The sequence below is a fragment of the Sphingomonas koreensis genome, from assembly GCF_002797435.1.
In the GTDB taxonomy this organism is placed as follows: Bacteria; Pseudomonadota; Alphaproteobacteria; order Sphingomonadales; family Sphingomonadaceae; genus Sphingomonas; species Sphingomonas koreensis.
The window spans coordinates 426,529-450,563 of record NZ_PGEN01000001.1 but is presented as its reverse complement, the minus strand read 5'-3'; the positions used below and the strand labels follow the sequence as shown (position 1 = coordinate 450,563).

Here is a 24,035-nt window from a genome sequence, read left to right as displayed (position 1 = left end):
CCGCGATCCTGCTGCCATCTCAGTAGATACCGGCCATGGCCGGTGGCTAGGTGGCCAGATCGGACGAAGAGGTGACCATCGCGCCACGCCCGCGGTGCATGCAGCCCGTGGAACGCGCGTCCCTCGTGCCGCATGCGCATTTCGCCATCCGGGCATGGTCCGGTACCCAAACGCGTTTCTGGGCGGGGCCAGTCGCGCGGGGGCCGAATTGCGGGACCGCGCGCCATTCATAGTGGCCCGCGCCGCCATCCTGCTCGACAACTGTCGCGAGCGCTGGTGTCGGGAGGGCAGCTGCCGCGGCCAGCGCGGCGAGAACAATGCGGATAATCATCACGAGCATCCTTGGATTGGGATCATCGGGAACGCCGGTCGGCACGGCTGCGGACGCGCGCGAAGCGCGGCGACGCGGTGCTTACGGCCGGGGCTGATCAGCCAAGGACGGTGGGAGGATGCTGTTCGGGAAGCAAATCAGTCCCGATCAGAACCGAAGCGATAGGCCAGAAGGTTTGCGCGGGGGCCGGCCCCGGGACGGCGAGAACGACGCGCGTGTCATGGGCCAGCATCGGCAAAATACAGCCCATCGCCGCGATGCAGTCGAAGGTGATTCCCTTGCATGGCGCCTGGGCAGGGGGCGATTGCTTCTGCATGATCTCCATGCAGTCGGCGTCCACATTCTGCATTGCTGCCGGAGCCGCGCTCGGTGGCGGGGCGACGGCATAGGCCGTTTCCACGCCGAAGAGACCCACAAGGGCACCCAGGAGGAGCATCAAATGAAGCGCCCGTTTCACCGGACGGGAAGCCTGACCTGACGGCGGGGGCGGGGCAATTCGTCGCTTGTGAGCGAAGGTGCGCGGCCCACCGGCGATCGCCTCATCCGCTGATATCCGATGCGCTGCGTGGTCGCCCCCAAATGGGGTTTGGGCGGTGCGCTTTCCGGGACCGAATATTTGCCCGTCATCGACCTTCGGTCCCTTCGTGGTCAGCAGGCTTCGACACCGATCAGCGCCTCGCGAGAATCGCCTTCATCTGGTCGATTTCCTGATGCTGGGACTCGATGATCCGACCGCACAACGCGATGATCTCGGGGTCCTTCAGCGACGCCTCGCTGCACATCAGGATCGCACCCGAATGATGCGGTATCATGGATCGGAGGAATGCGCGATCACCAATCGTCGTCTGGGTGCGGATCAGTGCGAAGCTCCCGATGAAGATCGCTACCGAAGCGGCCAGCAACGCGGTGTTGGCGATCCGGGACGGGAACATGTGACGCATCGCAAGGATCATCAGCACCACCATCGGAGCGACCATCATCAGGGTCATATAGACCATGTTGAGATTGTTGTAGAAGCTGCCCAGATTGTCGATCATCACGAACATGACGAGGTACATGACGGCGGCGCTGACGATGGTTTGCAGTGCGAGACTCGCATATGGATTCTTCATCAACGTCCTTCTCCCATCATTCCCTTGAGGGGTGTCGAGGCAGACCGCGCGGGCTTCGCGGCCGAGGACAGACCGGCACCTGACGCACAGGAACTCCGCGCGCGGCGCGCCTCGACGAGCGAAAGCCAGGACGGCACGTATGTGCCGGCTTGCTCAAAACCAGATCCTTATGCCGGCGACGAGACTGGCTGATGAAGGATCCTTGCGATCCGCTCGCGCGAAATCCGCTGTGCGGCCGGTCTTTGCTTCATAGGATATGCCGATATAGGGCGCAAACTCGCGCCTGATCTCGTAGCGCAGGCGAAGTCCGAATTCGACATCGGTAACCCCGGCTCCCAGCCGAAGCTCGGGCACGTCCTGGGCGGACAGGTTGACCTCGGCTCGCGGCTGCAGGATCAGTCGCTGGGTGATCCGCTGGTCGTAATAGCCGCCGAGTCTTCCCAGGACGTCGCCCTTGTCCGACACGAACGCCGCGCCATCGACCTTGAACATATAGGGCGCGAGACCCTCGAACCCGATTGCCGCGTAGGTGCGCGATGGGGAGGGCCGGAAATCGTGCCGCAGCCCGACTTGGAAATTGAAAAAGGGGGCGATGGCCCGGCTGTAGAGAATCTGGACTTCGGCGCTCTCGATGCCCTCGCGAACCACGCCTTCGCCTTCGGTCTTGACCGTCAGGCGATGGATGTCGCCGCCGAACCATGCTTCGCCTTCCCAACGGTAACCGTCCCGTCCGGATTGAGCGCGATATTCGGCGAGATTGAACAGGATCTGCTGAAAGGTCTGACCGCCTTGCTCACGCATCATTTCCGAACGGGAGCGTTCCATGTCCCGGGGCGGGAAGCTGCGATCCGCATAGTGATCGGTTGGCGGTCTGGGCGCCGGAGCATTGCCGGCCGGCAACCCCGTGCCCGACATCTCCATAGCCGGTGCAGATTGCCCCGGCATTTTCGCCATGTCGTGACCGGAATGATCGTCTCCGTTTTTTACGACTGGGGCGGCAACGGTTGGCGCGGGCGAGGCCCTGTCCATTCCAGGCATCGACGAATGATCCATGTCACTCGCGGGTTGTTGCGGAACGGGGCTTGCCGGGGGCGGTGCCGGGGTAGCCGCCGGGCTCCGGGGAGCCGGTTTCCTTGCGGCTGGCTTTTTGGCCGCAGGTTTCTTGGCGGCTGGCTTCTTCTTAGCCTGGGCAGGCGGCATCTGCATCCCGGGCATGGTCATCCCGTCATGGGCCGAATGATCCTGAGCAAATGCGGGTTGGACCATCGCGAACGCCGAGCCGGCGGCCAGCGAGATGAGCACCGGCTTCATGTGTCCGCTCCTTTCGGGCGAACGCTTACGGTTCGCATCATGCCGGCTGTCATGTGAAACAGCAGATGGCAATGGAACGCCCAGTCGCCGACGGCATCGGCGGTGAAGTCGAACGTCACCTTGCCGCCCGGCTGCACGACCACGGTGTGCTTGCGCGGCGCATGGTCGCCATGGCCCGTGACCAGCTCAAAGAAATGACCGTGCAGATGGATGGGGTGTCCCATCATCGTATCGTTGATCAAGTTCACGCGGACGCGTTCGCCTTCGATGAACGGGAACGGCTCATGAGTGTCCGACATCTTCACGCCATCAAACGACCACATGAACCGTTCCATGTTGCCGGTAAGGTGGATGTCGAGACTACGCGATGGCGCGCGCGCGTCCGGGTTGCGATCGAGCGCCATCAGATCCTTGTAGGTCAGTACTCGGTGACCGACATCGGCGAGCCCCTGTCCCGGCTCGCCGGTTCGATCGGAAGGCATGGGCGAAATGGTCTGGACGCCGGGACCGCGCCGCACCTGCGGCGCGTTCGAGAAGTCGCGCATTTTCATCGAACCCATGTCCATGCCCGCCATCTCGCCCTGGGCTGCCGGCTTGGTCCCCATCGCCCCATGGTCCATGCCCGCCATATCACCCGAATGGTTCATGCCGCGCATTGCCGGCATCGCCGCAGCCGTGGTGGCAAGGTCCGCTGACGCATTCTGTTCCGCGGTCGGGTCAATGCCGCGGGGCATCGACGCGACGCCGGACATGTCCATGCCTTCCATTCCCGGCATGTTCGGCATGTCCATCCCCATGTCCTTCATGGTGGCGATGCTCCGGTCGCGCAGCGCCGGTATGTCGGCGGTCATCCCTTCGCGCGGTGCGAGCGTCGCCCGCGCCATTCCCGACCGGTCGACGCTCTCACCGACGAGCGTGTAGGCACGATCCTCGGTCGGCTGCACAATCACATCAAAGGTCTCGGCGACGCCGATCTGGAACTCTTCGACCTCGACCGGCCGGACATTCTGCCCGTCGGCCTGGACTATCGAGATTTTGAGGCCTGGAATACGTACGTTGAAGGTCGTCATCGCCGAGGCGTTGATCACACGCAGTCGCACTCGCTCGCCCGTCGTGAACAGCGCGGTCCAATTGTCCTTCGGGCCGTGGCCGTTGACGAGATAGGTATAGGCGGCGCCCGTCACGTCGGAGACGTCGGTGGGGTCCATCCGCATCTTTCCCCAGTCGATCCGGTCCTTGATCGGCTGGTCGCGGCGGGCGAGCAGACCTGCGAGCGTCTGCTTCTGATAGTTGAAATAACCCGCCTGCAGCTTCAGCTTGCGGAAGATCGTTTCAGGGGAGGCGAAGCTGTGGTCGGAAAGCACGACCACATGCTCGCGGTCCGAGAGGATCGGGTCGGCGCCGGCGGGATCGATGACAATCGGGCCGTAGTGCCCCAACTGTTCCTGAAATCCGGAATGACTGTGATACCAGTAGGTGCCGCTCTGGCGCACTGGAAACTCGTAGACAAAGGTCGAGCGAGGCGGGATTCCGGGAAAGGAGATACCGGGCACTCCGTCCATTTCTGGCGGGACCAGCAGGCCGTGCCAATGGATCGAGCTATCGACCTCAAGGTCGTTGACGACATGGAGCCGGACATTCTGACCCTCGCGCAGGCGGATGAGCGGCGCGGGCACGGTGCCGTTGATGCCGATCGCCTCGGAGCGGCGCCCATCGATCACCATCGTCTGACGGGCGATTTTGAGCGTGATATCTCCGCCGGAGACGGTGGGGAGCGGCCGGACCAGACCCGTCGAGACGCTCTGGGCCCATGCGGGAAGCCAGGCGGAGAGCGCGATGCCGCTACCCGCGAGCGCGGCGCCGTGCAGCAACTGGCGGCGATGGAGTATCTGTCGCATGAGCCTCCTTGGAATCGTGCAAGATCGGCGCTGTCTGACTATTATACGCACCCCGGGCGGTAAGCCTTCGTTCTGCCGGAAAAATTTCTGCCGGTAGGACCTCATCCTGGTGATCTGATGGTGTCGCGCTTGGCGGTCCGTCATCTCGGGGAGCTCGATGCATGGGCGGTATCGACGCGCCGAAGGGCGCGGTGAATTGTCCATCCGAAAATTTGGTGAGATCCTGAGTCACCGCGTGTCGTTGATGAGAGCTCTGGTCACCGCCCGATCGAATGTGGCCATCTGATCGGGCCGGAGAAGCTGGCGCATCTCGAAGATATGGACGAGCGCTTCTTTCTGCAGCTCGCCCATCGTGACATGCGAGGCATTGACGGCCGTCGCGACGCGTGGTCCGTTGCCATGCTCGGTCTCGATCGCATCGGCGAGCCGTGCATTGGCCGCGCGAAGTTTCAGCTTCGACGCCGTCCTGCGCAGCGCGAAACGCCGTTCGATCTGCCTGAGCCGGACTGTCTGTCCGGGATCGAATTCCAGCTCCTGATGCAGGACGTCATGCAATCCCGATTCCGGCTGGGTATGCGGGATGACCAGCCGCCCGGTCACAACGCCCCCCAAGGCGGCGAAGAAGGCGATGATCGCCAGCATTATGGCGCGGCGCAGCGGCATCAATCATCGGTCACGAGGAACGCGGATGCTGCCAACGGGCTGGATGGTCCAAATGGTGCGAGCATCCCTTCGGGTGCACCCTTCTCGGCCGGTCCACTCGAAAGCAAGCCCAACAGGATTGCGCCGATAGCGGCGAGCGCCGTCGTCCGGACGCCCGGGGGAGAGCCGGCAATGCCGTTCGCCCGGATGCGTGCAAGCACCTGCTCCTCGACATGTGCCAGACGTGCCGGGTCGAGGTCTGTCGCGAAGCTGTTCAGCGCTTTGTCGAGATCATCGATCATCTTGTCATCCGCCTACTGCCAAGGTTACGCATCTGGAGGTGCAATCCCTCGGTTTTCCGATGCCGACATTGCCGGGAGGCGTGGCGGGGCAGAGTGGTGAGAGTCGGGGCGGGCGGTCGATCGGCTCGGCCTCTCTCCCATCATCGGCCCGGCGGCAGATGTCGTGACTTGCAGTGTCACCTGCCGCAGAAAGCTGGGCCTTGCGGCGTGGCCGAATAGTCCCGGAGAAGGGCCGTGGCCGCGCGAGGATAAGGGCCCGCCTGGAGACATTGTACGAGCCAGGAAGGCGAGGCCGCCCGGATCGCCGTCCCGGCTCGTTCTTCTTATTGGTCCCGGATGCGGCGGCGTTCGGCTTCTGTGGCGAATTCGCCGCTGCTGACGGTGCAGACCGCCATCCAACCGAGGCCGGGTCCCCGGGGGTGATTCACGCACTTCAATAGGAGGGATAACGCACGCCAGTGCGTAATCCCTCGGGAGTCCCATCGTCGACATGGGGTCTTGACCTGCACGGTGGGACGGACCCGATATCGATGCTCGCTGGAGGAACGACATGGTCAATCATGTGCACGATCATTCTGGCCACACGCCGGATATTGGCGGCTCAGGCAGCAAGGCGGTTGCTCCCGAAAACAGCCGCGTGGAAGGTGCAATCGACCCGGTTTGCGGGATGGCCGTCGATCCGGCGGTAACATCGCATCATGCGTCGCATGAAGGGCACGACTATCGTTTTTGCAGTTCGGGCTGCCGCGCGAAGTTTCTCGCCGATCCCGGACACTATCTTGGCGACAACCCCCGGCAGTCGGTTCCCGCGGCGCCCGGCACCATCTATACCTGTCCGATGCATCCGGAAATCCGGCGGGACCAGCCTGGCGCCTGCCCGATCTGCGGCATGGCGCTCGAACCGGAGACGGTGACGGCCGATTCCGGCCCGAGCGCCGAGCTGACCGATATGACCCTACGATTCCGTGTCGGACTTGCGCTCGCGATCCCGGTCCTGATCCTTGAAATGGGTGGCCACCTGTTTCCGGCACTCCATCACCTTGTGCCGGCTCCCATTTCGATCTGGCTTCAGTTGGTCCTCGCGACACCCGTTGTACTCTGGGCAGGCTGGCCCTTCTTCGAGCGGGGCTGGGCATCGCTCAGGACCCGCAACCTCAACATGTTCACCCTGATCGCCATGGGGACGGGCGTCGCCTGGGCCTATAGCATGGTCGCCACGCTCACGCCGGCGATCTTTCCGGCCGCGTTTCGTGCAGCCGACGGAACGGTGGCCGTCTATTTCGAGGCCGCGGCGGTCATCACGGTGTTGGTGCTGCTCGGACAGGTTCTCGAACTGCGCGCTCGAGAGCGAACCTCGGGCGCGATCAAGGCCTTGCTCAACCTCGCGCCCAAGACCGCGCGTCGGATCGGCGGCGATGACGGTGACGAGGAAGTCGCGCTCGACCTCGTCGCTGTCGGCGATCGGCTGCGCGTGCGCCCGGGCGAGAAGGTTCCGGTCGATGGCGCCGTCGAGGAGGGCCGTTCCACGCTCGATGAGTCGATGGTCACCGGTGAATCCATGCCCGTGTCCAAGACGGCGGGAGACACGGTCATCGGCGGAACGCTCAACCAGAGTGGCGCGCTCGTCATCCGCGCCGAGAAGGTCGGGCGCGATACGATGCTCGCCCGCATCGTCCAGATGGTCGCCGAGGCGCAGCGGTCGCGCGCGCCGATTCAGCGGCTGGCCGACCAGGTTGCGGGCTGGTTCGTCCCCGCAGTGCTGCTGGTGGCGGTCGCCGCATTCGCCGCTTGGGGTATCTGGGGACCCGACCCTCGGCTTGCGCATGGACTGATCGCCGCAGTGGCTGTGCTCATCATCGCCTGCCCTTGCGCGCTTGGTCTCGCCACGCCGATGTCGATCATGGTCGGGGTCGGGCGCGGCGCTGGCCTTGGCGTTCTGATCAAGAATGCCGAAGCGCTCGAGCGGCTCGAGAAGGTCGACACACTCGTTGTCGACAAGACGGGTACGCTTACCGAGGGGAGGCCCTCGGTGACGCGCATCGTGGCGGCGGGCGGGATCGAAGAGGTGGAGCTGCTACGGCTCGCCGCCGGGGTGGAGCGCGCTTCTGAACATCCGCTGGCGCTGGCCATTGTCGCGGCCGCTCAAAATGAGCGAAAGCTTGCGATCCCGGAGGTGAGCGATTTCGACTCACCAACGGGCAAGGGCGCGCTCGGGACTGTCGAAGGCCGGCGCGTCCTGCTCGGCAACGCGAGTTTTCTCAAGGAAGCGGGCATCGATGTGTCGCCGCTTGAAGGTCAGGCCGACGACTTGCGCCGCGACGGAGCGACCGCGATCTTCGTCGGCATTGATGGCCGGGCTGCCGGTATCCTTGCGATCGCCGATCCGATCAAGGACAGCACGCCCGAAGCGCTTCGGGCTTTGCGCGCGGAAGGCATCAAGGTGGTGATGCTCACCGGAGACAACCGCACGACAGCAGAGGCCGTGGCGCGGACGCTCGGCATCGACGCGGTCGAGGCGGAAGTCCTCCCGGACCAGAAGAGCGCTGTGGTCGAGCGGCTGAAGCGCGAAGGTCGGGTGGTCATGATGGCGGGCGACGGAGTCAACGATGCTCCGGCGCTTGCGATGGCTGATGTCGGTGTGGCGATGGGCTCGGGGACCGATGTCGCGATCGAGAGTGCCGGTGTGACCCTGCTGAAGGGCGACCTGGGTGGGATTGTTAGGGCACGGCGTCTCAGCGAAGCGACGATGTCCAACATTCGCCAGAATTTGTTCTTCGCCTTCATCTATAATGCGGCGGGCGTGCCCATCGCCGCAGGCGTGCTCTACCCGTCATTCGGTATCCTGCTCTCACCGATCATTGCGGCGGCGGCGATGGCGCTATCGTCGGTGAGCGTGGTCGCGAATGCGCTTCGCCTCAATCGAACGAGAATATGAAAGGTAGCGGGCTCCCCTGTCGCAGGGTTCGGGGAACCCGGCAGGGGCCTGACGAACGGCGCCGGGATGGGAACCACCGCGCGACAGGATCGCCGGCGACACTCATCGTCCCGTAAACGGTTCGGCGAGTTGCGCTGCATAGCCCCGCGGATAATCGGGGCGACCGTCAATGCCGATATCTCCAGCCCGGATCGGCGGCCCGGAGAAACGCGCTGTCCCGAGCAGCACGTCCCAAAGCGAGGTGAACAGCCCGAAATTCACATCACCCTCACGCGCCGAGCGGATATGGTGGAACCGGTGAGCGGGTGCGATCGCCCAGACATAGCGCAGTAGGCCGATGCGCATGTCGACGTTCGAATGCTGCAGCATCAGCTGGATGGAGACCGCGACCGCGAGCGCCCAGGCGATATTCTGCGGCAGCCCCATAAGCAGCAACGGCGAGAGCCCGGCGAGCATCTCGATGGCCTGGTGGAGCGGATGCTTCATCAGGCCGTTGAAGCCGTACATGCGCTCGACCGAATGATGCGGGGCGTGCAACCGCCACAACCATTCGCTCTTGTGGCTCGCGTAATGGGCGAGCGTGATCCCGAGATCCGCAAGGCCTATCGCAAGCGCAAGTTGCGCCACGAAAGACCAGTGTGAAGGCCACAGGCCGCTTGTCGGTAGCAGGGCTCCTAGCAACGGGATTGCGAGAATCGAGACAATGTTGGAAGCCTCATTGACTAGGGCATGCGTGATGTCGCGCGCGGTATCGCCGTGATCCTTGTTCCAGACCGGGTCCCATGGGATAAGCCGCTCGAGCGTGCCGGACACCGCGATTGCGACGAGTAGCAGCGGTAACAGCCAGAAGGGGGAATGGCCCGCGGCGAGCAGCCAGCAGGTCATCCCCACAAAGCCAAGAAAAAACAGTGGCGCGTAGAGCGTGGCTGCCAAGGTTCGCATCATTCGTCTCCCGGTCGAGAATGGGGAGAAATCTAGAACCGCCGTTCGAGAGGGTCTTGAACGAAACGCCTTTCAGTCGTCGACCATGATGACGAGTCCGGCAAGCCCGCGCCCAGGCGACACGCCGAACCAGCGATTGAGTTGGCGGGTGAAATGCGACTGATCGGCATAGCCGGCTTCCGCCGCGGCTTGGGCTAGGGTCGAACCGTGTGCCATCGCGCGTGCCGCCGCCTTCAGCTGCACCCATTGGCGCAACCGTATCGGCGGCATGCCAAAGGCCTCGACGCTGAGCGCGCGCAGTCGGCTTGGCGAAAGAGAAAGGGCTGTCGCCCATTGCGCTGGACCGGCTTCCCCGTCGCCGTCCTCGATCAGCGCGAATAGGCGCTCTGCCCTTGGCGTGGCGGCCCCGGCAGGAGCATGACCGGTGCCGGGGAGCGGATCGCCGGGCTGCCATTCACGCAGGAGCGTGTCGAGATCACAGTTCGCACGCATGGTCGCGCGCCCGTCGAGTGTTGCGGCGAGCATCGCACCGAACGCGGATTGCGGTTCGACATAGAGTGAGCGCAGCGATCGTCCGACCGGGCCGATCTGGTGGGTTGCACCCGACGCGATAAGCACGGCCGTCCCGACGACGGCCATCCCCGGCGAAACAACCTCGATTGCGCCGTTGAGCCCGATGCTCAGCTGGATCGCAAAATGGCGATGCGGCGTGTTGTCGCCGACCCTGCCGTCGATCACCGCGAAGCCCTTGCCGATATGGAGCCGGCCCGACCAGCTTCGCGTGGATGTCCTGCTTGGGGTGGCAGTTTTCATCGCGACCGTATCCACCGTCGCGCACTCACAGCACGAACCTGTCCCAGCCCGCATAATGCTCGACGCTCCGGCGACCCCGGGGCAGGCTGAGCCCGATCACCAGCATGCCGGCAACAAGGCTGAGAGCCCCACCGGCGAGTGTTGCTCCCGCGAGCAGGAAGGGCGCGGCAATCAGCCATGCGCCCAGCGCGACATTGAGGAAGCGCAGCGGTCGTGCGACCTCGGCGGTCGCAATAATCGCGATCGTGATGATAAGCGCGCCCGAGACATGGTCGCTATTGGCCATCGCCCCCTGCGTGCCGGCAATAGGTCGCGTGAGCATCAGCAGCACGCCGACCGCCACGCATGCGCCGAGCGTCCAGGGGAAGGTCACGCCGCGCTTGGCATCGGCCCAGGCCAGCGCGGGGGTCGCAAGCGTGTCGCTGTGATCTTCCGCGCCCATGTCGACTGCATCGCCCCTGAAGAAGGTCCGTATGAGCGGCTTGCCGCGACACCGCGCCCAGGCCAGAAACTGCCCCATGGCGATGATCTCGTCGAGCGCGAAGGGGATCATGACGAGCATCGCAAGCGCCGCCATCAGGGCAAGCGTGCTCCACGTGCCGATCATGATGGGCTGGATGATGATAAAATAGATGCTGATCACGCCCAGCGGCACCACGAGGATTCCGAAAAAGGTGACCATCCACGGCATCGTGCGCCAACGGTCGCGCCCGCCCATCACGGCCATCAAGATTTCGATGAGATAGGCAATCGCCCCGAGTCCGGCATCGGGGATCGGCCACGCCATCGAGACCGATGAGGTGATGATCTCCTCGGTTCCGTTTCTCGGGTCCCCGGCAGCACCGGAGAAAAACGGCTCCCAGACATAGCCGATATGGCCCAGCTGATAGGCGGTCAGCACGCGCGAGATGAGGAGCCCGATCAAGCCAAACACGGCGATGGGAAGCCGCTGCGCGCCGGTGGAGGGGCAATAGGTCCAGCCCGGTGGAATGACCTTGGGATCCATCATGCCCGCCATCTTCATTCCCGGCATCATCGGGACCAGCACCGAAAAGCTGATGACAAGCGCGCCGACGATCATGTCATTCAGATATTGCGCGGCGCTCGGACTCCAGAAGACCAGCGGCGCGAAGAACAGCCAGAGACCGGTGAAGGTCACCGCCCATTGCGCCCACCAGGCATGGCGCTTCGATAACGACAGCGCCCCGAACAGCGCGATCGCAAGCCCGCTTGCCATGTCGCTGGCCATCAGCGCGTCCATGCGCCACTCGACCGGGGGCAGACCGCGCGCGTCAGTCACCGCGCGAATGGCCCCGGAGACGCTTGCCGACGTCGTCCCGTCATACACGAAGGGACTCGCCGCGAGCCAGAAGCCAAGACCGATATTGGCGTAATGCGCCCAGCGCGCGCGCCTCTCGTCGCGCGCCATCATCGCCATATGATCGCCCCCGCCTTGATCTCCCTGGTGCTCCGCCGCGTGCTGGGCATGCGGTTCGGTCCGGTCGGGATCGGTCGGATCAGAGCGATCATGGCTGCCGGGGGCGGGAGTCCCCCCGCTCGAGGCGACCAGAGCGGGATTGAGGTCGTTCGCCTTGTACCAGGCCGGGGGATTGGCGCGTAGCCGGTCGATCATCGCCGGGAGCGCGCGCCTCAGGCTATGTGCCGGCTTCCAGTCGAGCAGACGCGCGGCACGGCGGGTATCGAGCACATAGTGCGCATCGCTCGCCTCGATCATCCACGGCTTTACGAACGTTCCATCGCCGATCGCCTCATTCTGCAGCCACGCTCCGGCCATGGCGACGAGCTTGGGAATCCGGATCGTCTGCCAGTCTTCGCCATGCAGCGCCTGGCCGATCACATTCTGGATCTCCTGATAGCCCAGCGCTTCGCTTTCGCCGATGAGCAGGGAGAAGTCGGGCGGCAGGGCGGCGCGCCGGTCGACAAGACGTTGAACGGCGTCTGCGAGATCCTCGACATGCACGAACGCCTGTGCGGCGCACAGCATGCCGGGGTAGAGATGCGCCGTCAGCCGGTGCTCGAAGATGCGTGTGATCTGCTCGGCGAGAAAGGGCGAATGCGTCAAGTCGTCATAGACACCGGCGATACGCAGAGACACTACGGGGATATCGCCGCGGCGTGCGTGCAGCAGGTTCTCGGTGTCCATCTTCGACTGGGGATAGGCCCAGGCGGGTTCGAGCGGTGAATCCTCGTCAATCCGGAGATCGGGCCTTTCGGTCGGCTTGTGCACGAGCATCGTGCTGGCGAAGACGAACTGCCCGACCTCGAAGCTTTGAAGACCCTCGATCAACCGGCGCGTGCCCTCGACCGTAATCTCTTCGTAGAGCGGATTGGGCTCGCCCGAGACGTCGTAATAGGCCGCCAGATGGATGACCGAGGCGATGCGGTTGCCGAAGCGCGCGCGCACCGCGGCGAGCGCATCGCTCACCGCGGTATCGCTCGCCATGTCGAAATCGACGGCATGCGCCGGCTCGGGCGGATCGGGTGGTCCCGGGCGGTCGAGGCCGACGATCTCATAGCGGTGGGCGAGCTTCGCGATCACCGCCTTTGCAATGAAGCCTGAGCTGCCGGTGATCAGGATCACGTCCTTGTCGGCCATTTCGTCTTCCTTCGCATCGGCGGGATCGCCGGTATGCCGCCAGGCGCCGCCCGCGCTTTCAGTTGCCTGGACGCGTGCTCGTCGCTTGCGCGCGGCGAATCGTGAGACCCGCTACGAGCAGCGGCGCATTCATCCTGTAATACGCAGGCCGCTGATGACGCCCGCGACCAACGGGGCACTGTTTCGGAGGAGAGGGACCGCCTCGCGCGCGGATCCGACCGCGACCGCGATGACCGGCGGGCTCGATCGGTGCGAGGGCATCGGCGCCGCTATGCGTTTCTAGGATAACCGATAGGGAGAATATCCATGCGCGCACCTATGCCGGGATATACGCTGCTGGCGGCGGCGCTGCTGGCCGTCGTTGCGATGACCGCGCCTGCTCTTGCCCATGAAAACCATGAGAAGCTGGGGGCGGGGCCAGGGTCGGTGGTGAACGAAGCCATGGCTGCGCCCGCCCCGGGCATGCAGGTCCATGCGATGGACGGGATGAATGCGGACGCCATGGACATGGACCATGGCGACCAGGCTGAGGACCGCCGCAACAAGAGCTTCGGCGAACGGCTGATCAGCTGGCTGGGCCGACTTCACAGCGTCGTCATCCATTTCCCGATCGCGATGATCGTGGGCGCCTTCGCAGTCGAGCTCTTCGGTTGGTGGCGCGGCACCACCGCATGGCGCCAGACCGCCCGCGCGATGCTTGTCGTTGCTGCCATCGGTGCAGTCGCCGCCGCGATCCTCGGATGGTTTGCCGGCGGCTTCTACGTCATTGACCGCAATCTCATCCTCACCATCCATCGGTGGCTCGGAACCGCGGTCGCAGCGGCTACGCTGTTCCTCGTCTGGCTGGCCATGCGGGGGCGCCGTACCCCGACAGAGCCGCGCAAACTCTATTGGTGGACGCTTGGCACACTCACCGTGGCCGTCGCGGTCCAGGGTTTTTTTGGCGGCACGTTCATGCACGGCGGCATCCGGCATCTGGCGTTCTGACGCTCGCGCGCCGCATGGATCAATGGAGGAGAATGATATGAGGAGGTCTGAACTTTGGTTGGGCGGGGTGCTGGTGCTGCTCGCGGGCTGCGATGGTACGCCGGCCGACAATGCGGCCACGGCCAACGATGTTATTCAGATGACGCCCGAGCCCGCGAACAACGGCGCGATCGACAATGCTGCTACCGCCAACGTCGCGGTGCCGGCGAATGCCACCGAGCCGTCGCGAAATGAAGCAAAGACTGACCCCGAGCCCCGGCTCCAGCCCAAACCGGCGCCAAAGCCCGACAAGAAGCCCGAGCCAATGGAGCATCCACCAGGTCATGAGATGAAGAACATGCAGTAATGCCCTTCCGGGTGCGTGCGATGTCTGGCGGGTCGGCGGAGCCGCCGGTCCGGAAAGGCGCACGCACCGCGCTGCTCATCGCCGGGCGAAAATCACGCCCCCCTGCCACCGCATCGCAACGGCGCCTTGCCACCGCGCCGTAAAGGCGCCTTACCGACGCGCGGTCACGCGCGCCGGGGCAAGGCTACATCTCGGTGAGGGTCGGCGATAATGTGCCGAGCCACGCCACCAGCGCGAGGATCGCGACCGCGACACCCGTCTCGAGCAGGAGACTGATGCGCAGCAATTGTACGGCGCGGGTGCTGTCATTCAGTTTCAGCGCGCGCTCCAGTCCGGGCACGAACCGGTAGCGGTTGGCGGCCGCGAAACCCAACATGATTCCAAAGAGCAGAATCTTCACGAGAAGGAGTTGTCCCCAGAGGCTCGTGAACAGCGCCGCGAGATTATCGAAGCCCAGGATGAGCACGCTGTTGGCAAGCCCGGTGACGACGATCAGCCCGACGATCACCGAGCCGGTGACCGAAAAGGCATCCAGCGCGCGCCGTGCCCCGTCGAGCCTGTCGATACCCATTGCGTCCGCCGGCGCTAGCAGCAGCAGGAACAGGCCGGCAAGCGCCCCAGCCATGCCGATGCGGCGAGAAGGTGGACGATATCCGATGCGCGGTGAATGACGCCCGTAAGCCCCTCGGACACGGCGGCATGGCCAGTCCAGGCGAGCGTGGCGAGCGCCACGCCCGAGACGAGCGCGGTTGCCAGATACCAGTTCCGGTCCTGACGACGCCATAGCAGCGCGACGCCCAACGCAATCCCGAGCGCGCCGCCGCGCACCAGCGCCGCGGCGCCCGTCGGCGTCTCGAACAGGACGAGCGAAAGCGTTTCGGCATCGACATTGCCCGGCGTGACACCCGCCATGCCCGCTGCGACCACGAGCGTGCCCAGCATTGTCAGTGCAAGCCCGGCGAGCGCCGCTGCAAGCGCGATCGTCCGTGCCGGCAGGAATTGACGCTGTTCAGGCGATGACAGGACACCGAACAGTGCCATGCCAAAAAGGAGCGTCAGATCCGCATATTGCGCAAACCTGACGCCCATCGCGAGCCAATCGGACACGGTCTAGCGCACCGTGAATTCGAAAGCGCCCTGGATGCGATGCGTGTCCGCCGACACCACATGCCAGCTCAGCTTGTAGGTGCCGGCGCCCAAAGGGGTCATGGAGGTGACGACCAGCGTCTTGCCGTCCGGACCGACCTGTGCGGCCAGGCCCGAAACCGCCATCGGCTTCATGGTCGCCATTCCCGGCATGCGGGTCATGACGATTTCAGCACCCGAGAGTTTCGCGATCAGGGGCTCGCTGAACCGGAGTTCAACCCGGCTCGATGCCGCGACCACCGCATTGGCCGCGGGCGTTGACGACACCAGCTTGGGATGCGCCTGCGCCGCGACGGGGGCGAATGCGAGCGTCACCGCAGCGACTGCGGGCAGGGTAAAAATCCGGAACATGCAATACTCCAAAACGGGTCTGTCCTTCTGAAACGCACGGTCGGGAGCATCCCCTCGCAAGGCCTGAAATTGGTCGCTTACCGAGGGGGGAGGCGCGCCACTGCGTATTTGGTGGCGGGACACCCGAAATGATGAAAACCGATCTCGACGATCTCGACGATCTCATGAGGCGCCTTGCGTCAGTACCGGTCGACCCGCGGCTGGCGGCGCGCGAGAGCGAATGGCTCGCGATGATCCATGCGGCAGGTTCGCGTGGCGATCACGGGTCTTTCACGGCGAATCTGGCAATTGTTGCGGGAGCGCTCGCAATCGGCGTCATGGCGGACGGCATGCCCGGGGCCTCCGATCAGCGGGCGGCTTTGTTCCCGCTTGTCGGTGCTGAATTCGCCCCGCTTGTCGGCACCATCGCCGCGTGAGGAAACCCTCGCGGCACGGGGCTGCGGCGATCGCTGCCCTGCACTTCACCGGCGCACGTGTGCGCCTTTGTCGCCAGACGGAACCTCGGGTCGGCGCGCGCTCCCGCTCGGAAATCTACGTTCACTGCAAGGAGAGAATGATGTTGAAACCGACAACCGCGCTGGCGCTCTGCCTGGGCCTTCTGGCGGCGCCCGCCTGGGCTGGGGAAACCCCCGCGCGCACGGGCGACAAGGCGGCGGTCGAGGCCGTGCTCGCGCGCTACAAGACCGCGATCGAGACACTCGACGGCAAGAAGACCGAAGGGTTGTTCGCACCCGATTCCCAGGTCGTCGAGAACGGCAAGCGTGAAGGCAGCTTCGCCAATTATCTCGCGCATCATCTGGGCCCTGAACTTGCCGAGTTCCGGTCCTTCAAATTTTCAGGCTACACGGTCGATGTCCGCGTGGAGGGGACGCTCGCGCTGGCGAATGAAAGCTATAGTTTTCGCGTCGAACCCAAGACCGGCCAGGCCATCGAACGACAGGGCGTGACCACCAGCGTGTTGAAGCGGGTCGGAAATGGCTGGCAGATCCTCTCGATGCACAGCTCCTCCCGCAAGCCCAGACCCTGAACCCGCCCAACAGGACGCCGTGACCGGTCACGGCGGATGGCGGCCCGGCAAGCGGCGGACCGCACGCCACTTGCCGGACTTCTCCATGGATGACAGCCCTTCGGAAGAGGATCATGTCCTCGCCCGGAAGGCTGTCGGAAGCATCAGAAGAAATAGCGAAGCTGCACGCCGTACTGGCGGGGCTCGCCATAGACCGTGAGGGGCAGGCTCGGGTTCGAGACGCCCGTCGCGTCGGTGCCGACCGCCTTGTAGCTCGCATACCGCTCATTGGTGAGGTTGCGGCCATACAAGGCGACTTCCCATTGCTTGCCATCGGGCTGCCACGCGATGCGGCCGTTGACCAGCATCGTGTTCCCGCCCGCATAGAGCGGATCGTTGTTGGGCTTGAAGAAGGCGGTATCGCGCCAGGCGAGATCGGCGCGCAGCACGAGATCGCCGACGGTGCCGAGCGGCAGTGAATATTCGCCGCCAAACGTGATGTTCCATTTGGGCGCGTTGGGCAGCCGGTTGCCGGTGAGGCTGGTGCCCTGGTCGAAATAGACATCGTAGCGCGCGTCGAGCCAAGCAAGCGTCGAGGTGAGCGAGACGCGCTCGGTCGGCTTCGCCATGACCTCGAGTTCGAGGCCCTTGATCGTCGCCTTGCCCGCATTGGTCGTGCTCGCAACGCCGTTGATATACTGCACCACCTGCAGATTATTGTAGTTATAGTAGAAGGCCGAGAGATTGGCCCTGACGCGGCGGTCGAACAGTGTCGATTTGAGGCCGATCTCGTAGCTCCACAGATATTCGGGCAGAAACGGCTTCCCGTCGCCGAGCTGGAAGCCGCCCGACTTGAAGCCCCGCGTAGCCGAGGCGTAGGCCATGATATCCTCGGTCAGATCGTAGTCGATCCCGACCTTGGGCGTCCACGCGGTCCAGGACTGGGACGGTTGGCCCGCATCCGCCTGAACCCCGTTGAGCAGCACGCGATAAGCGAAGTCCTTCTTCTCGTAGCTGTAGCGAAGCCCGGCGGTCAGCCTGGTGCGCGCGGCGATTTCGTAAGTCGCCTGTCCGAACAGCGCGAAAGCGTTCGTGGTGTTGCTCTCGGGGATCGCGAGCGCGCGGCCCGGCTCGAGAATGCGGATTTCGTCACTGCCTCTTTCATTGAGATAGAAAGCGCCCAAGATCCAGCGCAGCGCGCTGTCATTATCGCTCAGTAACTGAAGCTCTTGCGTGAAGGTTTTCGATCTTTCGAAGAACTCGATCTTGCGCAGGAACAGGTCGGTCGCATCGACGTCGAGTATTTGGGCGACCTTGCTCGAGCGGTACGCGGTGATCGACTTAAGCGCGACCGGGCCCGCATCATAGTTGATGGTCGACGACACGCCCCAGGCATCGACGTCGTAACGCGGCACCGCGTCGAACGCGACTTCATCGCGCCCGGCAGGGATGGTGGCGCCGGCCTGGACGAAGGCCGGTGGATAGGAACCTCGGATCGCGGGATAGCCGGTCTCGCGGTCCTTGCTGCCGTCGGCGCGCAGCACGATCTCGAGGTTGTCGGTCGGCTCGATCGCGACCGTGAGCCGGCCAGCGAGATTGTCCTCGTTCTGATAGCGGCGGCCTGTGACGACATCGCGGTAAATGCCTGCCCGATCATTCTTGACCAAGGTCAGCCGCGCCGCGGTGCTTTCGCTGAGCGGACCCGAAACCGTACCGCTGAACGTGCGCTTGTCGTAATTGCCGATCGTGACGCCGAGCGTGCCGGTCAGGTCCCGGCTGGGCATTTTCGAGATGATGTTGAGCGTGCCGCCCGCCGAGTTGCGTCCAAACAGCACACCCTGCGGCCCGCGCAGCACTTCGATGCGCTCGACGTCGAACATATCCTGGTAGCTCGTCGTCGGACGGGCGATATAGACCCCGTCGTAATGAACCGTGGTGCTCGGATCGGTTGCAACCCCGAAAGCCGAGGTGCCGATCCCGCGGATGTTGATGATCGCCATCGAATCATTGGTGATCGAGACGCCCGGTACGAAAAATTGCAGGTCCTCGACATTGGAGATGCCGGTTGCGGTCAGCGTGTCGCCGGTCATCGCGGTGACCGCGATGGGCACGTTCTGGAGATTCTCCTCGCGCTTTTCCGCGGTCACGACAATCTCTTCGAGCCCGTTATCCGCGACTTCCGCCTGCTGAGCCAATGCGGGTCCCGCGAGCAGCGCGGTCGCGGCCAGGGCCGCAAGGCCCGCAGGATTGAGAATATGGGCATTCAGTCGTCGTGGCGTGATCATGCATCTCTCCAGTCTTTGACGGGTTCCCCCGCGTTTCGCGGGATCCCGGATGGTCTTCAGGAGTGCTGCGGGCGCACGTCGGCGATCCGCCGGGCAGCACCATGTCTGCCGACAGTCGTGGATCTACGTTCCTAACCCCCTGATACCTCTAGAACGGATCGTCCGGGCCTCTCCCTCGCTCTTCCCCCAAATATTCCGCAGGCCCTTTGTCGATCGACCTGCCCCCCCAAGGCAGGGCATGTTCTGCAAGGATCTCCCGAGGGCAGGGCCGCCGCCATGCGTATTGGAAGGGGGAAGGGCGTTGTTCGAAATATGGAAACGATAGACGACAAGATCTCGCGGCTTTCGCCCGAGATCTCCGATCCAAGGCTCGCGGAAAGCGAGGCCGAATGGATGGCGGCGTTTGCGGCCCAGGGGCGAACCCGCCCCAATGCCGGGTTCAGGAGCACCGGCGCCATTGCTGTGGTGATGGCCCTCGTCATTGGCATGGCGAGCGCTGATCTGGAGCGGTTCGGCAGGGCCGGCATCGGCAAACCGGTCGAGGAAAGGGTGATAACCCCGTTCAGCCTCGAGATGCCGCTTGCCCCGTCGACGCTCCTTGCCGAGTAACCCATGGGCCTGCGTCGTAGTCTTATCATTTTCGTGCTAGCGTTTCTTGCGGCGTTTGCCGGGATCTTCATCAACCGCGCTTGGCTCGGACCGACCGGGGCCCGGGAGAGCGAACTCCATAATCTGCTCCATGCCCAGCTCGATCTTGACGCCGCGCAGGAAGGGCGCCTCGCGGCGATCGAACGTGAATTTGCGCTGCGCCGCGAGGCGTTCGGTGCCGAACTGCGTGCCAGCAACAGGCGGCTCGCGGAGGCGATCGCAACCGAGCACGCCAATGGTCCGAGAGTCGCGGCCGCCGTCGATCGATCGCACCAGGTCATGGGCGATCTGCAGAAGGAGACGCTCGCGCACATCTTCGCCATGCGGCGGGTCTTGCGGCCCGATCAGGCGGCGAAGTTCGACCAAGTGGTCGTACGAGCACTCACCACAGAGCAGAAATGAGGCCCGACCTTCGCGCCTGCTCCGACGGAGAGCTGATCGCGCTCAGCCGGACCGGGTACGACATGGCTTATACCGAAATCATGCGGCGCTACCGCGACGCGATTTACCGCCTCGTGATCGGCTATGTCGGCGATGCCGATGAGGCGTTCGACCAGACGCAGGAATGTTTCGCCGCCGCCTATCGCGCGCTCGATCAGTTCGAGGAGGACAAATCCCTGCGCGGCTGGCTGACGCGCATCGCGATCAACAAATGCCGCGACTGGAACCGGCGCCGGGCGGTCCGGAAATTCTTCTCGTTCGCGGTGCCGATGTCCGAGCGGATAGCCGAATCGATCGCGGATCCTGCGCCCGGCCAACACCGCGACTTGTCAGGCCGCGAGGAGGCTCAGCGCCTATGGGCCGCAATCGCGACGCTCTCCTCCAATATGAAGGAACCGCTCCTGCTTTCCGCCGTCCAGGGACTTTCGCACGGAGAGGTCGCGACCATTCTGTCGATCAGCGAAAAGGCCGTGGAATCGCGGCTTTACCGCGCACGAAAGAAGCTCGCCGCGATCCTGGATGAATGCTGATCCCTTTCGCGGTTTTGGCGCGGGCCGGCGGGCTTGCAACGAAGGCGGAAACGCAGACCTGTCGCTTCCGTCATGGCCCTCCGCACGGCCGGGTGGCCGAGGCGTATGTCCAGGCCGCGCGGCGGCTAAAGGCTTCGGCACATGCTCAAGCATGTCTCGTCACCCGGCAGTTCGGCCCGCACCGCATTTTCATTGGGTATGACACGGCTCCGCGGCCTTCGAGCACCCGGTGCCGACACCTGCTTTCGCCAGCAGCGCCGGCGTGCCCCGATCGATCCGGATGGCGAGCGCACCCAGCGTTCTCCCTCCGATTATCCGCGAGCCGAGGAAGTCTTCGATATGGCGATCGAGGCAGAACCGCGTGATTGCGTAGATATCCGTCCCGCGCGGAACCTGGCCACTGCAGAGCGTCGGATAGAGATGGGCAAGGATATGCGGCGCTGACGTTGGCGGCAGCCGGGCCGACGCGAAAGGCCCGACGCCATGTGGGTCACGACCAGATAAATGGCGTGCTCATCGTCGAGCTGGTCGATCTCATGACGGCCCTCGAGCGCGGGCAGGTCCGAGCGAAGCGGGTGGATAAAGACCTGCTTTCGCGCTGCGAACGCCCAGCACATCGTCTTGCGTCCGCGCACTTAGGCTCGACCAGATAGCATCGCGGAAACTCCTCCTGCGTGTGCAGGGAAGGCGGGCGACCGAAACACGATCAAGCCCTTCCCATAAATGGGAATATCAACGCCGGAAAATGTCGCCGAAGCAAATTATTCCATCGAACAGGGCGCGGATCAGCAAGGATGTCTGCTTCTCGACCCCATAGCGATCCCGGGCGTGTTTGAGATGGCGCACAACCGTCTCTTCACTGATCCCGAGGATGCGCGAGATCTCCCACGCGGTCTTGCCGCGCGCCGCCCAGATGAGGCAGTCGCGCTGGCGATCGGTCAGACGCGGCCGTGGTCCGGGCGGTCGGTTGCCGGCGAGCCAGATCCGGCGCGCGCCCTCGAAGGAGGCGATACCGACAAGCTGGGCCCATTGCAGCGTATCGACGGGGAGGGTGCGGTCGCGACCGATCGCGAATGAGCAGGATCCCGTGGCTTCGCCGACGATGTTGGAAGGGACGGTGAAGCCGTCGACCAGTCCGTGCGCACGGGCCATGTCAATGTGCCGGTGATCCCCGGGCGTCATCTCGATCAGGTCGGAAACGCGATTCCAGGGAAAGCCGGCATTCGTGCGATGGCTCGCACGATGAACCGGGTCCGAAAGACCGAGACGGTGCCGGTCGAAATGATCCACCCAGGCTTCCGGGTAATTGTGCAGCCGGATCATTGCGTCGGGCGCATCGAGAATATCAGTGTGATGGGTGAGGGCGAAATACGTAAAGCCAAGCCGCTCGGTCATCTCGCCGAGAAGCGTCGCGAGCATGGTGAAGTCGCCAACCAACGCGATGGCGTTGAGGAACCACTCGATCTCCGCACGCATGTCTCTCATGCGGCATATCGATCGGAGGCAGCGTCTCAAGCCACCGTTGCCCTCGCGACCGTCCTTTCCTGCTCATCCGGACCCACAGGCGAATTCTCGTATGCGCAAGGTCGGGATGGTGGAACGATATGCGATCATAGCCTTTTGCCGATTCCGGGCAATATCCTGTTTGCAACGTCGAGCGATCGATTGACGTCCTCAGTGTCCATGGTTGAGCGCGGTCGCGTCGCAGCGCGACATCGGCAGCATGGCTGTTCGGGACCGAACGCATCCCGTGGACTGGCGCGCGGCGTCGGCTCGCTGCGCTCGCGCATACGACGCTTGGTGCGCGAAGCTCGGAAAATGGCGAAGGGCGGGCACTGTGGACTGCTCGGGCGGTAGCAGCGACCTCTCCCCACATTGGGACGGCTATTCCACCAGCAGCGCGAGATTCTTGAGGCTCGATTCAATGCCTTCGCGATGGTCTTTTTCGCAGATCCCTCGCGGCACCACACTCGCGGTCACACTGACCTTAGTGCCGCCCGTCACGAGCGATAGCTGGGTTGTGATGGTGATGACACCCGCATAGTCTGGATCGACGCTCTTAAACTCGGCTGCTTCGACGATCAGTTCGTCGGGCACCAGTTCGACGAAGCGCACGCGTACGATATCCCTGTCGGTGGTCGATTTTGCGGCACTGTCGTCGTCGGGATAGCGCAGTTCCATCCGGTAGCCACCGCCCGTCTTTGCTAGAAAATCGGCGATGCGCACTTCCGTGCCTGCGGGCGCGCGCCACTTGACCAGAACCTCCGGATCCAAATGGGCCCGGAAAATGGCTCTGGGGGTAGCGACGATGACCCGCGAAGCGGAATGAATCTCTTTGACCATGGCGAGAAGCTGGTAGCCGTGAGGGCGGCACGGGCCAAGCGTGATGCAGCGGAGATGATTGCGCGGCTGATACCGGCGCCTCGCGAGCGTTTTCAGCATGTCCACGCTGTTTGATGTGCGCCCCGTCGCGCCTCTCACCGGCTATATCGGCGGCAAGCGCGACCTGACGTGGACGCTCGTGCCGACCATGGATCCAACACCTCACGAGTTCTTCGGCGACACGTTCGCCGGAAGGGGCGTCTCTTCCAGCGCCCGCGCCGCCGGTCGAGGGTCGAGGGCCGAGGCGATCAATGATGCCTCGGATCGCCTTTGATGCAACCCTCACGTCCAATTATCGTTTAGCGGCCCGGGCGGTCACCTCGTCGCGTCCGACCTTTTGTCGGAACGTGTCGGGGATAGCGTAGACCGCCTCAAAGGGAGGCTAGTATGCGAGCGTACAACGAGTCGCGCGGCGAGAAGCCCGTCGCGATGCTGTTCGATGGCTGGGACTTCATCCCCCTCGACCAAATTCGAAAGCCGGTGGCGGCCACGGAACTCGACCCGCCGACTGATCAAGGCCCCGGACTTCATAGGCAGCTTGCAGGCGAGGACGCTAACGCTGTATAACTGCGCCTCGAGGACATGCCGGAAAGGCTCGGCCAGGGCGCCGAGCCTTTCTGCTGTGAAGCAACAAATGATCGGCACTCGTCTATCCGCTCTTGGGTCTGCCTTCTCGCGCCACACAGTCGCAGTTGGGTGGAGAGCGTCGGAGCGATCTCGCCTTGCTCTGGATTTTCCACTGGGTTGCGGGTGAAGCTAATTTAGGTCAGCGCCCACGACGGGGAAATGGGCGATGATGACAGCCCGGAGGGGTAGAGGAGTAGCAGCCTTGTCTGAAACCGCAGACCGCGACGCCACTCAATCGGAAGTCGCGTTTTGTATCGAGCAAGCCCGCGATCAAATGCGGTTGGCCGAACTCGCGGAGCTTCCCATGCGAGCCCGAATTCATGCGAGCGCCGCAAATCGATGGATCCGTTTGGCCGAGCGCGCGAAGCGGGTTGAAAGGCGTC

The 24,035-nt window shown here is 64.0% G+C and carries 26 protein-coding genes; 10 read left to right on the top strand and 16 right to left on the bottom strand.

Going from position 1 to position 24,035, the window contains the following annotated elements; genetic code table 11:
• Positions 1-46: 46 nt before the first annotated feature.
• The 7 genes from BDW16_RS02310 to BDW16_RS02280 form a co-directional block, all read right to left on the bottom strand.
• Entirely contained in the window at positions 47-331 is a 285-nt protein-coding gene (locus BDW16_RS02310) for a hypothetical protein (protein WP_125958831.1), read from the bottom strand.
• A gap of 97 nt (positions 332-428) precedes the next feature.
• Positions 429-788 carry a hypothetical protein gene (locus BDW16_RS02305; RefSeq protein WP_066577194.1) on the bottom strand — a complete coding sequence of 120 codons (360 nt, stop codon included), beginning with the start codon at positions 786-788 and terminating at the stop codon, positions 429-431.
• A 211-nt stretch (positions 789-999) separates the two neighbouring features.
• Positions 1,000-1,443: a DUF305 domain-containing protein gene (locus tag BDW16_RS02300; RefSeq protein WP_066577191.1), complete on the bottom strand. Its 444-nt coding sequence runs from the start codon at positions 1,441-1,443 to the stop codon at positions 1,000-1,002.
• A gap of 153 nt (positions 1,444-1,596) precedes the next feature.
• Positions 1,597-2,754, bottom strand: coding sequence for a copper resistance protein B (locus tag BDW16_RS02295; protein ID WP_066577188.1), 1,158 nt, complete (start codon positions 2,752-2,754; stop codon positions 1,597-1,599).
• Positions 2,751-4,652: a copper resistance system multicopper oxidase gene (locus tag BDW16_RS02290; RefSeq protein ID WP_066577186.1), complete on the bottom strand. Its 1,902-nt coding sequence runs from the start codon at positions 4,650-4,652 to the stop codon at positions 2,751-2,753. Before BDW16_RS02290 ends, BDW16_RS02295 begins: the two co-directional genes overlap by 4 nt.
• Before the next feature lie 228 nt (positions 4,653-4,880).
• Positions 4,881-5,315, bottom strand: coding sequence for a periplasmic heavy metal sensor (locus BDW16_RS02285; RefSeq protein WP_066577185.1), 435 nt, complete (start codon positions 5,313-5,315; stop codon positions 4,881-4,883).
• Complete coding sequence (locus BDW16_RS02280; protein ID WP_066577183.1) at positions 5,315-5,596, bottom strand: hypothetical protein; 282 nt, start codon at positions 5,594-5,596, stop codon at positions 5,315-5,317. Before BDW16_RS02280 ends, BDW16_RS02285 begins: the two co-directional genes overlap by 1 nt.
• A gap of 550 nt (positions 5,597-6,146) precedes the next feature.
• Here BDW16_RS02280 and BDW16_RS02275 point away from each other — a divergent pair.
• A complete protein-coding gene (locus tag BDW16_RS02275; RefSeq protein ID WP_083954264.1) occupies positions 6,147-8,531 on the top strand; it encodes a heavy metal translocating P-type ATPase in 2,385 nt (794 codons plus the stop codon).
• A 102-nt stretch (positions 8,532-8,633) separates the two neighbouring features.
• On the opposite strand, the gene BDW16_RS02270 is transcribed toward BDW16_RS02275, so the two are convergent.
• The 3 genes from BDW16_RS02270 to BDW16_RS02260 form a co-directional block, all read right to left on the bottom strand.
• Positions 8,634-9,464, bottom strand: a complete 831-nt coding sequence (locus BDW16_RS02270) for a sterol desaturase family protein (protein ID WP_198585757.1) — start codon at positions 9,462-9,464, stop codon at positions 8,634-8,636.
• Between the two features lie 81 nt (positions 9,465-9,545).
• Positions 9,546-10,286, bottom strand: a complete 741-nt coding sequence (locus BDW16_RS02265) for a helix-turn-helix domain-containing protein (RefSeq protein ID WP_157926319.1) — start codon at positions 10,284-10,286, stop codon at positions 9,546-9,548.
• Between the two features lie 25 nt (positions 10,287-10,311).
• Positions 10,312-12,903 carry an NAD-dependent epimerase/dehydratase family protein gene (locus BDW16_RS02260; RefSeq protein ID WP_066577175.1) on the bottom strand — a complete coding sequence of 864 codons (2,592 nt, stop codon included), beginning with the start codon at positions 12,901-12,903 and terminating at the stop codon, positions 10,312-10,314.
• 306 nt (positions 12,904-13,209) lie between these two features.
• Between BDW16_RS02260 and BDW16_RS02255 the strand changes: the two genes are divergently transcribed.
• A complete protein-coding gene (locus BDW16_RS02255) occupies positions 13,210-13,890 on the top strand; it encodes a DUF2231 domain-containing protein (protein ID WP_241230530.1) in 681 nt (226 codons plus the stop codon).
• A 67-nt stretch (positions 13,891-13,957) separates the two neighbouring features.
• A complete protein-coding gene (locus BDW16_RS02250) occupies positions 13,958-14,236 on the top strand; it encodes a hypothetical protein (protein WP_100362689.1) in 279 nt (92 codons plus the stop codon).
• A gap of 184 nt (positions 14,237-14,420) precedes the next feature.
• Here BDW16_RS02250 and BDW16_RS02245 read toward each other — a convergent pair whose 3' ends face one another.
• From BDW16_RS02245 to copC, 3 genes are all read right to left on the bottom strand, one after another.
• Positions 14,421-14,861, bottom strand: coding sequence for a CopD family protein (locus BDW16_RS02245; RefSeq protein ID WP_157926318.1), 441 nt, complete (start codon positions 14,859-14,861; stop codon positions 14,421-14,423).
• A complete protein-coding gene (locus BDW16_RS21225; protein WP_157926317.1) occupies positions 14,822-15,277 on the bottom strand; it encodes a hypothetical protein in 456 nt (151 codons plus the stop codon). The genes BDW16_RS02245 and BDW16_RS21225 overlap by 40 nt, the downstream gene beginning before the upstream one ends.
• 69 nt (positions 15,278-15,346) lie before the next feature.
• Positions 15,347-15,733, bottom strand: coding sequence for a copper homeostasis periplasmic binding protein CopC (gene copC, locus BDW16_RS02240; RefSeq protein WP_066577167.1), 387 nt, complete (start codon positions 15,731-15,733; stop codon positions 15,347-15,349).
• A gap of 128 nt (positions 15,734-15,861) precedes the next feature.
• Here copC and BDW16_RS02235 point away from each other — a divergent pair, with 128 nt between their 5' ends.
• Together BDW16_RS02235 and BDW16_RS02230 are read left to right on the top strand one after the other, a co-directional pair.
• Positions 15,862-16,149 carry a hypothetical protein gene (locus BDW16_RS02235; protein ID WP_066577166.1) on the top strand — a complete coding sequence of 96 codons (288 nt, stop codon included), beginning with the start codon at positions 15,862-15,864 and terminating at the stop codon, positions 16,147-16,149.
• Between the two features lie 140 nt (positions 16,150-16,289).
• Positions 16,290-16,760: a YybH family protein gene (locus BDW16_RS02230; protein WP_100362825.1), complete on the top strand. Its 471-nt coding sequence runs from the start codon at positions 16,290-16,292 to the stop codon at positions 16,758-16,760.
• Positions 16,761-16,903: 143 nt separating this feature from the next.
• Here BDW16_RS02230 and BDW16_RS02225 read toward each other — a convergent pair whose 3' ends face one another.
• Entirely contained in the window at positions 16,904-19,024 is a 2,121-nt protein-coding gene (locus BDW16_RS02225; protein ID WP_066577155.1) for a TonB-dependent receptor, read from the bottom strand.
• A 312-nt stretch (positions 19,025-19,336) separates the two neighbouring features.
• On the opposite strand from BDW16_RS02225, the gene BDW16_RS02220 reads away from it, so the two are divergent.
• The 4 genes from BDW16_RS02220 (at position 19,337) to BDW16_RS21220 (ending at position 21,087) form a co-directional block, all read left to right on the top strand.
• Entirely contained in the window at positions 19,337-19,633 is a 297-nt protein-coding gene (locus tag BDW16_RS02220) for a hypothetical protein (RefSeq protein ID WP_066577153.1), read from the top strand.
• Positions 19,634-19,636: 3 nt separating this feature from the next.
• A complete protein-coding gene (locus tag BDW16_RS02215; RefSeq protein WP_066577146.1) occupies positions 19,637-20,074 on the top strand; it encodes a periplasmic heavy metal sensor in 438 nt (145 codons plus the stop codon).
• On the top strand, positions 20,071-20,643 hold the full coding sequence (locus tag BDW16_RS02210; RefSeq protein ID WP_066577142.1) for an RNA polymerase sigma factor: 573 nt from the start codon (positions 20,071-20,073) through the stop codon (positions 20,641-20,643). The genes BDW16_RS02215 and BDW16_RS02210 overlap by 4 nt, the downstream gene beginning before the upstream one ends.
• Before the next feature lie 141 nt (positions 20,644-20,784).
• A complete protein-coding gene (locus BDW16_RS21220) occupies positions 20,785-21,087 on the top strand; it encodes a hypothetical protein (protein ID WP_157081395.1) in 303 nt (100 codons plus the stop codon).
• A 288-nt stretch (positions 21,088-21,375) separates the two neighbouring features.
• Here BDW16_RS21220 and BDW16_RS02200 read toward each other — a convergent pair whose 3' ends face one another.
• Both BDW16_RS02200 and BDW16_RS02195 read right to left on the bottom strand, forming a co-directional pair.
• The gene (locus tag BDW16_RS02200; protein ID WP_066577140.1) at positions 21,376-22,119 is read right to left on the bottom strand and encodes a helix-turn-helix transcriptional regulator; all 744 of its coding nucleotides are present in this window, start codon (positions 22,117-22,119) and stop codon (positions 21,376-21,378) included.
• A 408-nt stretch (positions 22,120-22,527) separates the two neighbouring features.
• Complete coding sequence (locus BDW16_RS02195) at positions 22,528-23,085, bottom strand: SRPBCC domain-containing protein (RefSeq protein WP_241230532.1); 558 nt, start codon at positions 23,083-23,085, stop codon at positions 22,528-22,530.
• On the opposite strand from BDW16_RS02195, the gene BDW16_RS02190 reads away from it, so the two are divergent.
• A complete protein-coding gene (locus BDW16_RS02190) occupies positions 23,084-23,299 on the top strand; it encodes a hypothetical protein (RefSeq protein ID WP_066577138.1) in 216 nt (71 codons plus the stop codon). The genes BDW16_RS02195 and BDW16_RS02190 overlap by 2 nt on opposite strands.
• The last annotated feature ends 736 nt before the right edge of the window (positions 23,300-24,035 follow it).

Bases quoted from the DNA above. Each gene is read 5' to 3' on its own strand.
- BDW16_RS02220 (WP_066577153.1), top strand. From the start codon at position 19,337: ATGGAAACGATAGACGACAAGATCTCGCGGCTTTCGCCCGAGATCTCC.
- BDW16_RS02275 (WP_083954264.1), top strand. From the start codon at position 6,147: ATGGTCAATCATGTGCACGATCATTCTGGCCACACGCCGGATATTGGC.
- BDW16_RS02225 (WP_066577155.1), bottom strand. From the start codon at position 19,024: ATGATCACGCCACGACGACTGAATGCCCATATTCTCAATCCTGCGGGC.
- BDW16_RS02285 (WP_066577185.1), bottom strand. From the start codon at position 5,315: ATGCCGCTGCGCCGCGCCATAATGCTGGCGATCATCGCCTTCTTCGCC.
- BDW16_RS02210 (WP_066577142.1), top strand. From the start codon at position 20,071: ATGAGGCCCGACCTTCGCGCCTGCTCCGACGGAGAGCTGATCGCGCTC.
- BDW16_RS02245 (WP_157926318.1), bottom strand. From the start codon at position 14,861: ATGGCTGGGGCGCTTGCCGGCCTGTTCCTGCTGCTGCTAGCGCCGGCG.
- BDW16_RS02190 (WP_066577138.1), top strand. From the start codon at position 23,084: ATGTCCACGCTGTTTGATGTGCGCCCCGTCGCGCCTCTCACCGGCTAT.
- BDW16_RS02235 (WP_066577166.1), top strand. From the start codon at position 15,862: ATGATGAAAACCGATCTCGACGATCTCGACGATCTCATGAGGCGCCTT.
- BDW16_RS21220 (WP_157081395.1), top strand. From the start codon at position 20,785: ATGCTCAAGCATGTCTCGTCACCCGGCAGTTCGGCCCGCACCGCATTT.
- BDW16_RS02295 (WP_066577188.1), bottom strand. From the start codon at position 2,754: ATGAAGCCGGTGCTCATCTCGCTGGCCGCCGGCTCGGCGTTCGCGATG.
- BDW16_RS02230 (WP_100362825.1), top strand. From the start codon at position 16,290: ATGTTGAAACCGACAACCGCGCTGGCGCTCTGCCTGGGCCTTCTGGCG.
- BDW16_RS02215 (WP_066577146.1), top strand. From the start codon at position 19,637: ATGGGCCTGCGTCGTAGTCTTATCATTTTCGTGCTAGCGTTTCTTGCG.
- BDW16_RS02260 (WP_066577175.1), bottom strand. From the start codon at position 12,903: ATGGCCGACAAGGACGTGATCCTGATCACCGGCAGCTCAGGCTTCATT.
- BDW16_RS02195 (WP_241230532.1), bottom strand. From the start codon at position 23,085: ATGCTGAAAACGCTCGCGAGGCGCCGGTATCAGCCGCGCAATCATCTC.
- BDW16_RS02265 (WP_157926319.1), bottom strand. From the start codon at position 10,286: ATGAAAACTGCCACCCCAAGCAGGACATCCACGCGAAGCTGGTCGGGC.
- BDW16_RS02300 (WP_066577191.1), bottom strand. From the start codon at position 1,443: ATGAAGAATCCATATGCGAGTCTCGCACTGCAAACCATCGTCAGCGCC.
- BDW16_RS02255 (WP_241230530.1), top strand. From the start codon at position 13,210: ATGCGCGCACCTATGCCGGGATATACGCTGCTGGCGGCGGCGCTGCTG.
- BDW16_RS02280 (WP_066577183.1), bottom strand. From the start codon at position 5,596: ATGATCGATGATCTCGACAAAGCGCTGAACAGCTTCGCGACAGACCTC.
- BDW16_RS02290 (WP_066577186.1), bottom strand. From the start codon at position 4,652: ATGCGACAGATACTCCATCGCCGCCAGTTGCTGCACGGCGCCGCGCTC.
- copC (WP_066577167.1), bottom strand. From the start codon at position 15,733: ATGTTCCGGATTTTTACCCTGCCCGCAGTCGCTGCGGTGACGCTCGCA.
- BDW16_RS21225 (WP_157926317.1), bottom strand. From the start codon at position 15,277: ATGGCACTGTTCGGTGTCCTGTCATCGCCTGAACAGCGTCAATTCCTG.
- BDW16_RS02200 (WP_066577140.1), bottom strand. From the start codon at position 22,119: ATGCGTGCGGAGATCGAGTGGTTCCTCAACGCCATCGCGTTGGTTGGC.
- BDW16_RS02310 (WP_125958831.1), bottom strand. From the start codon at position 331: ATGATTATCCGCATTGTTCTCGCCGCGCTGGCCGCGGCAGCTGCCCTC.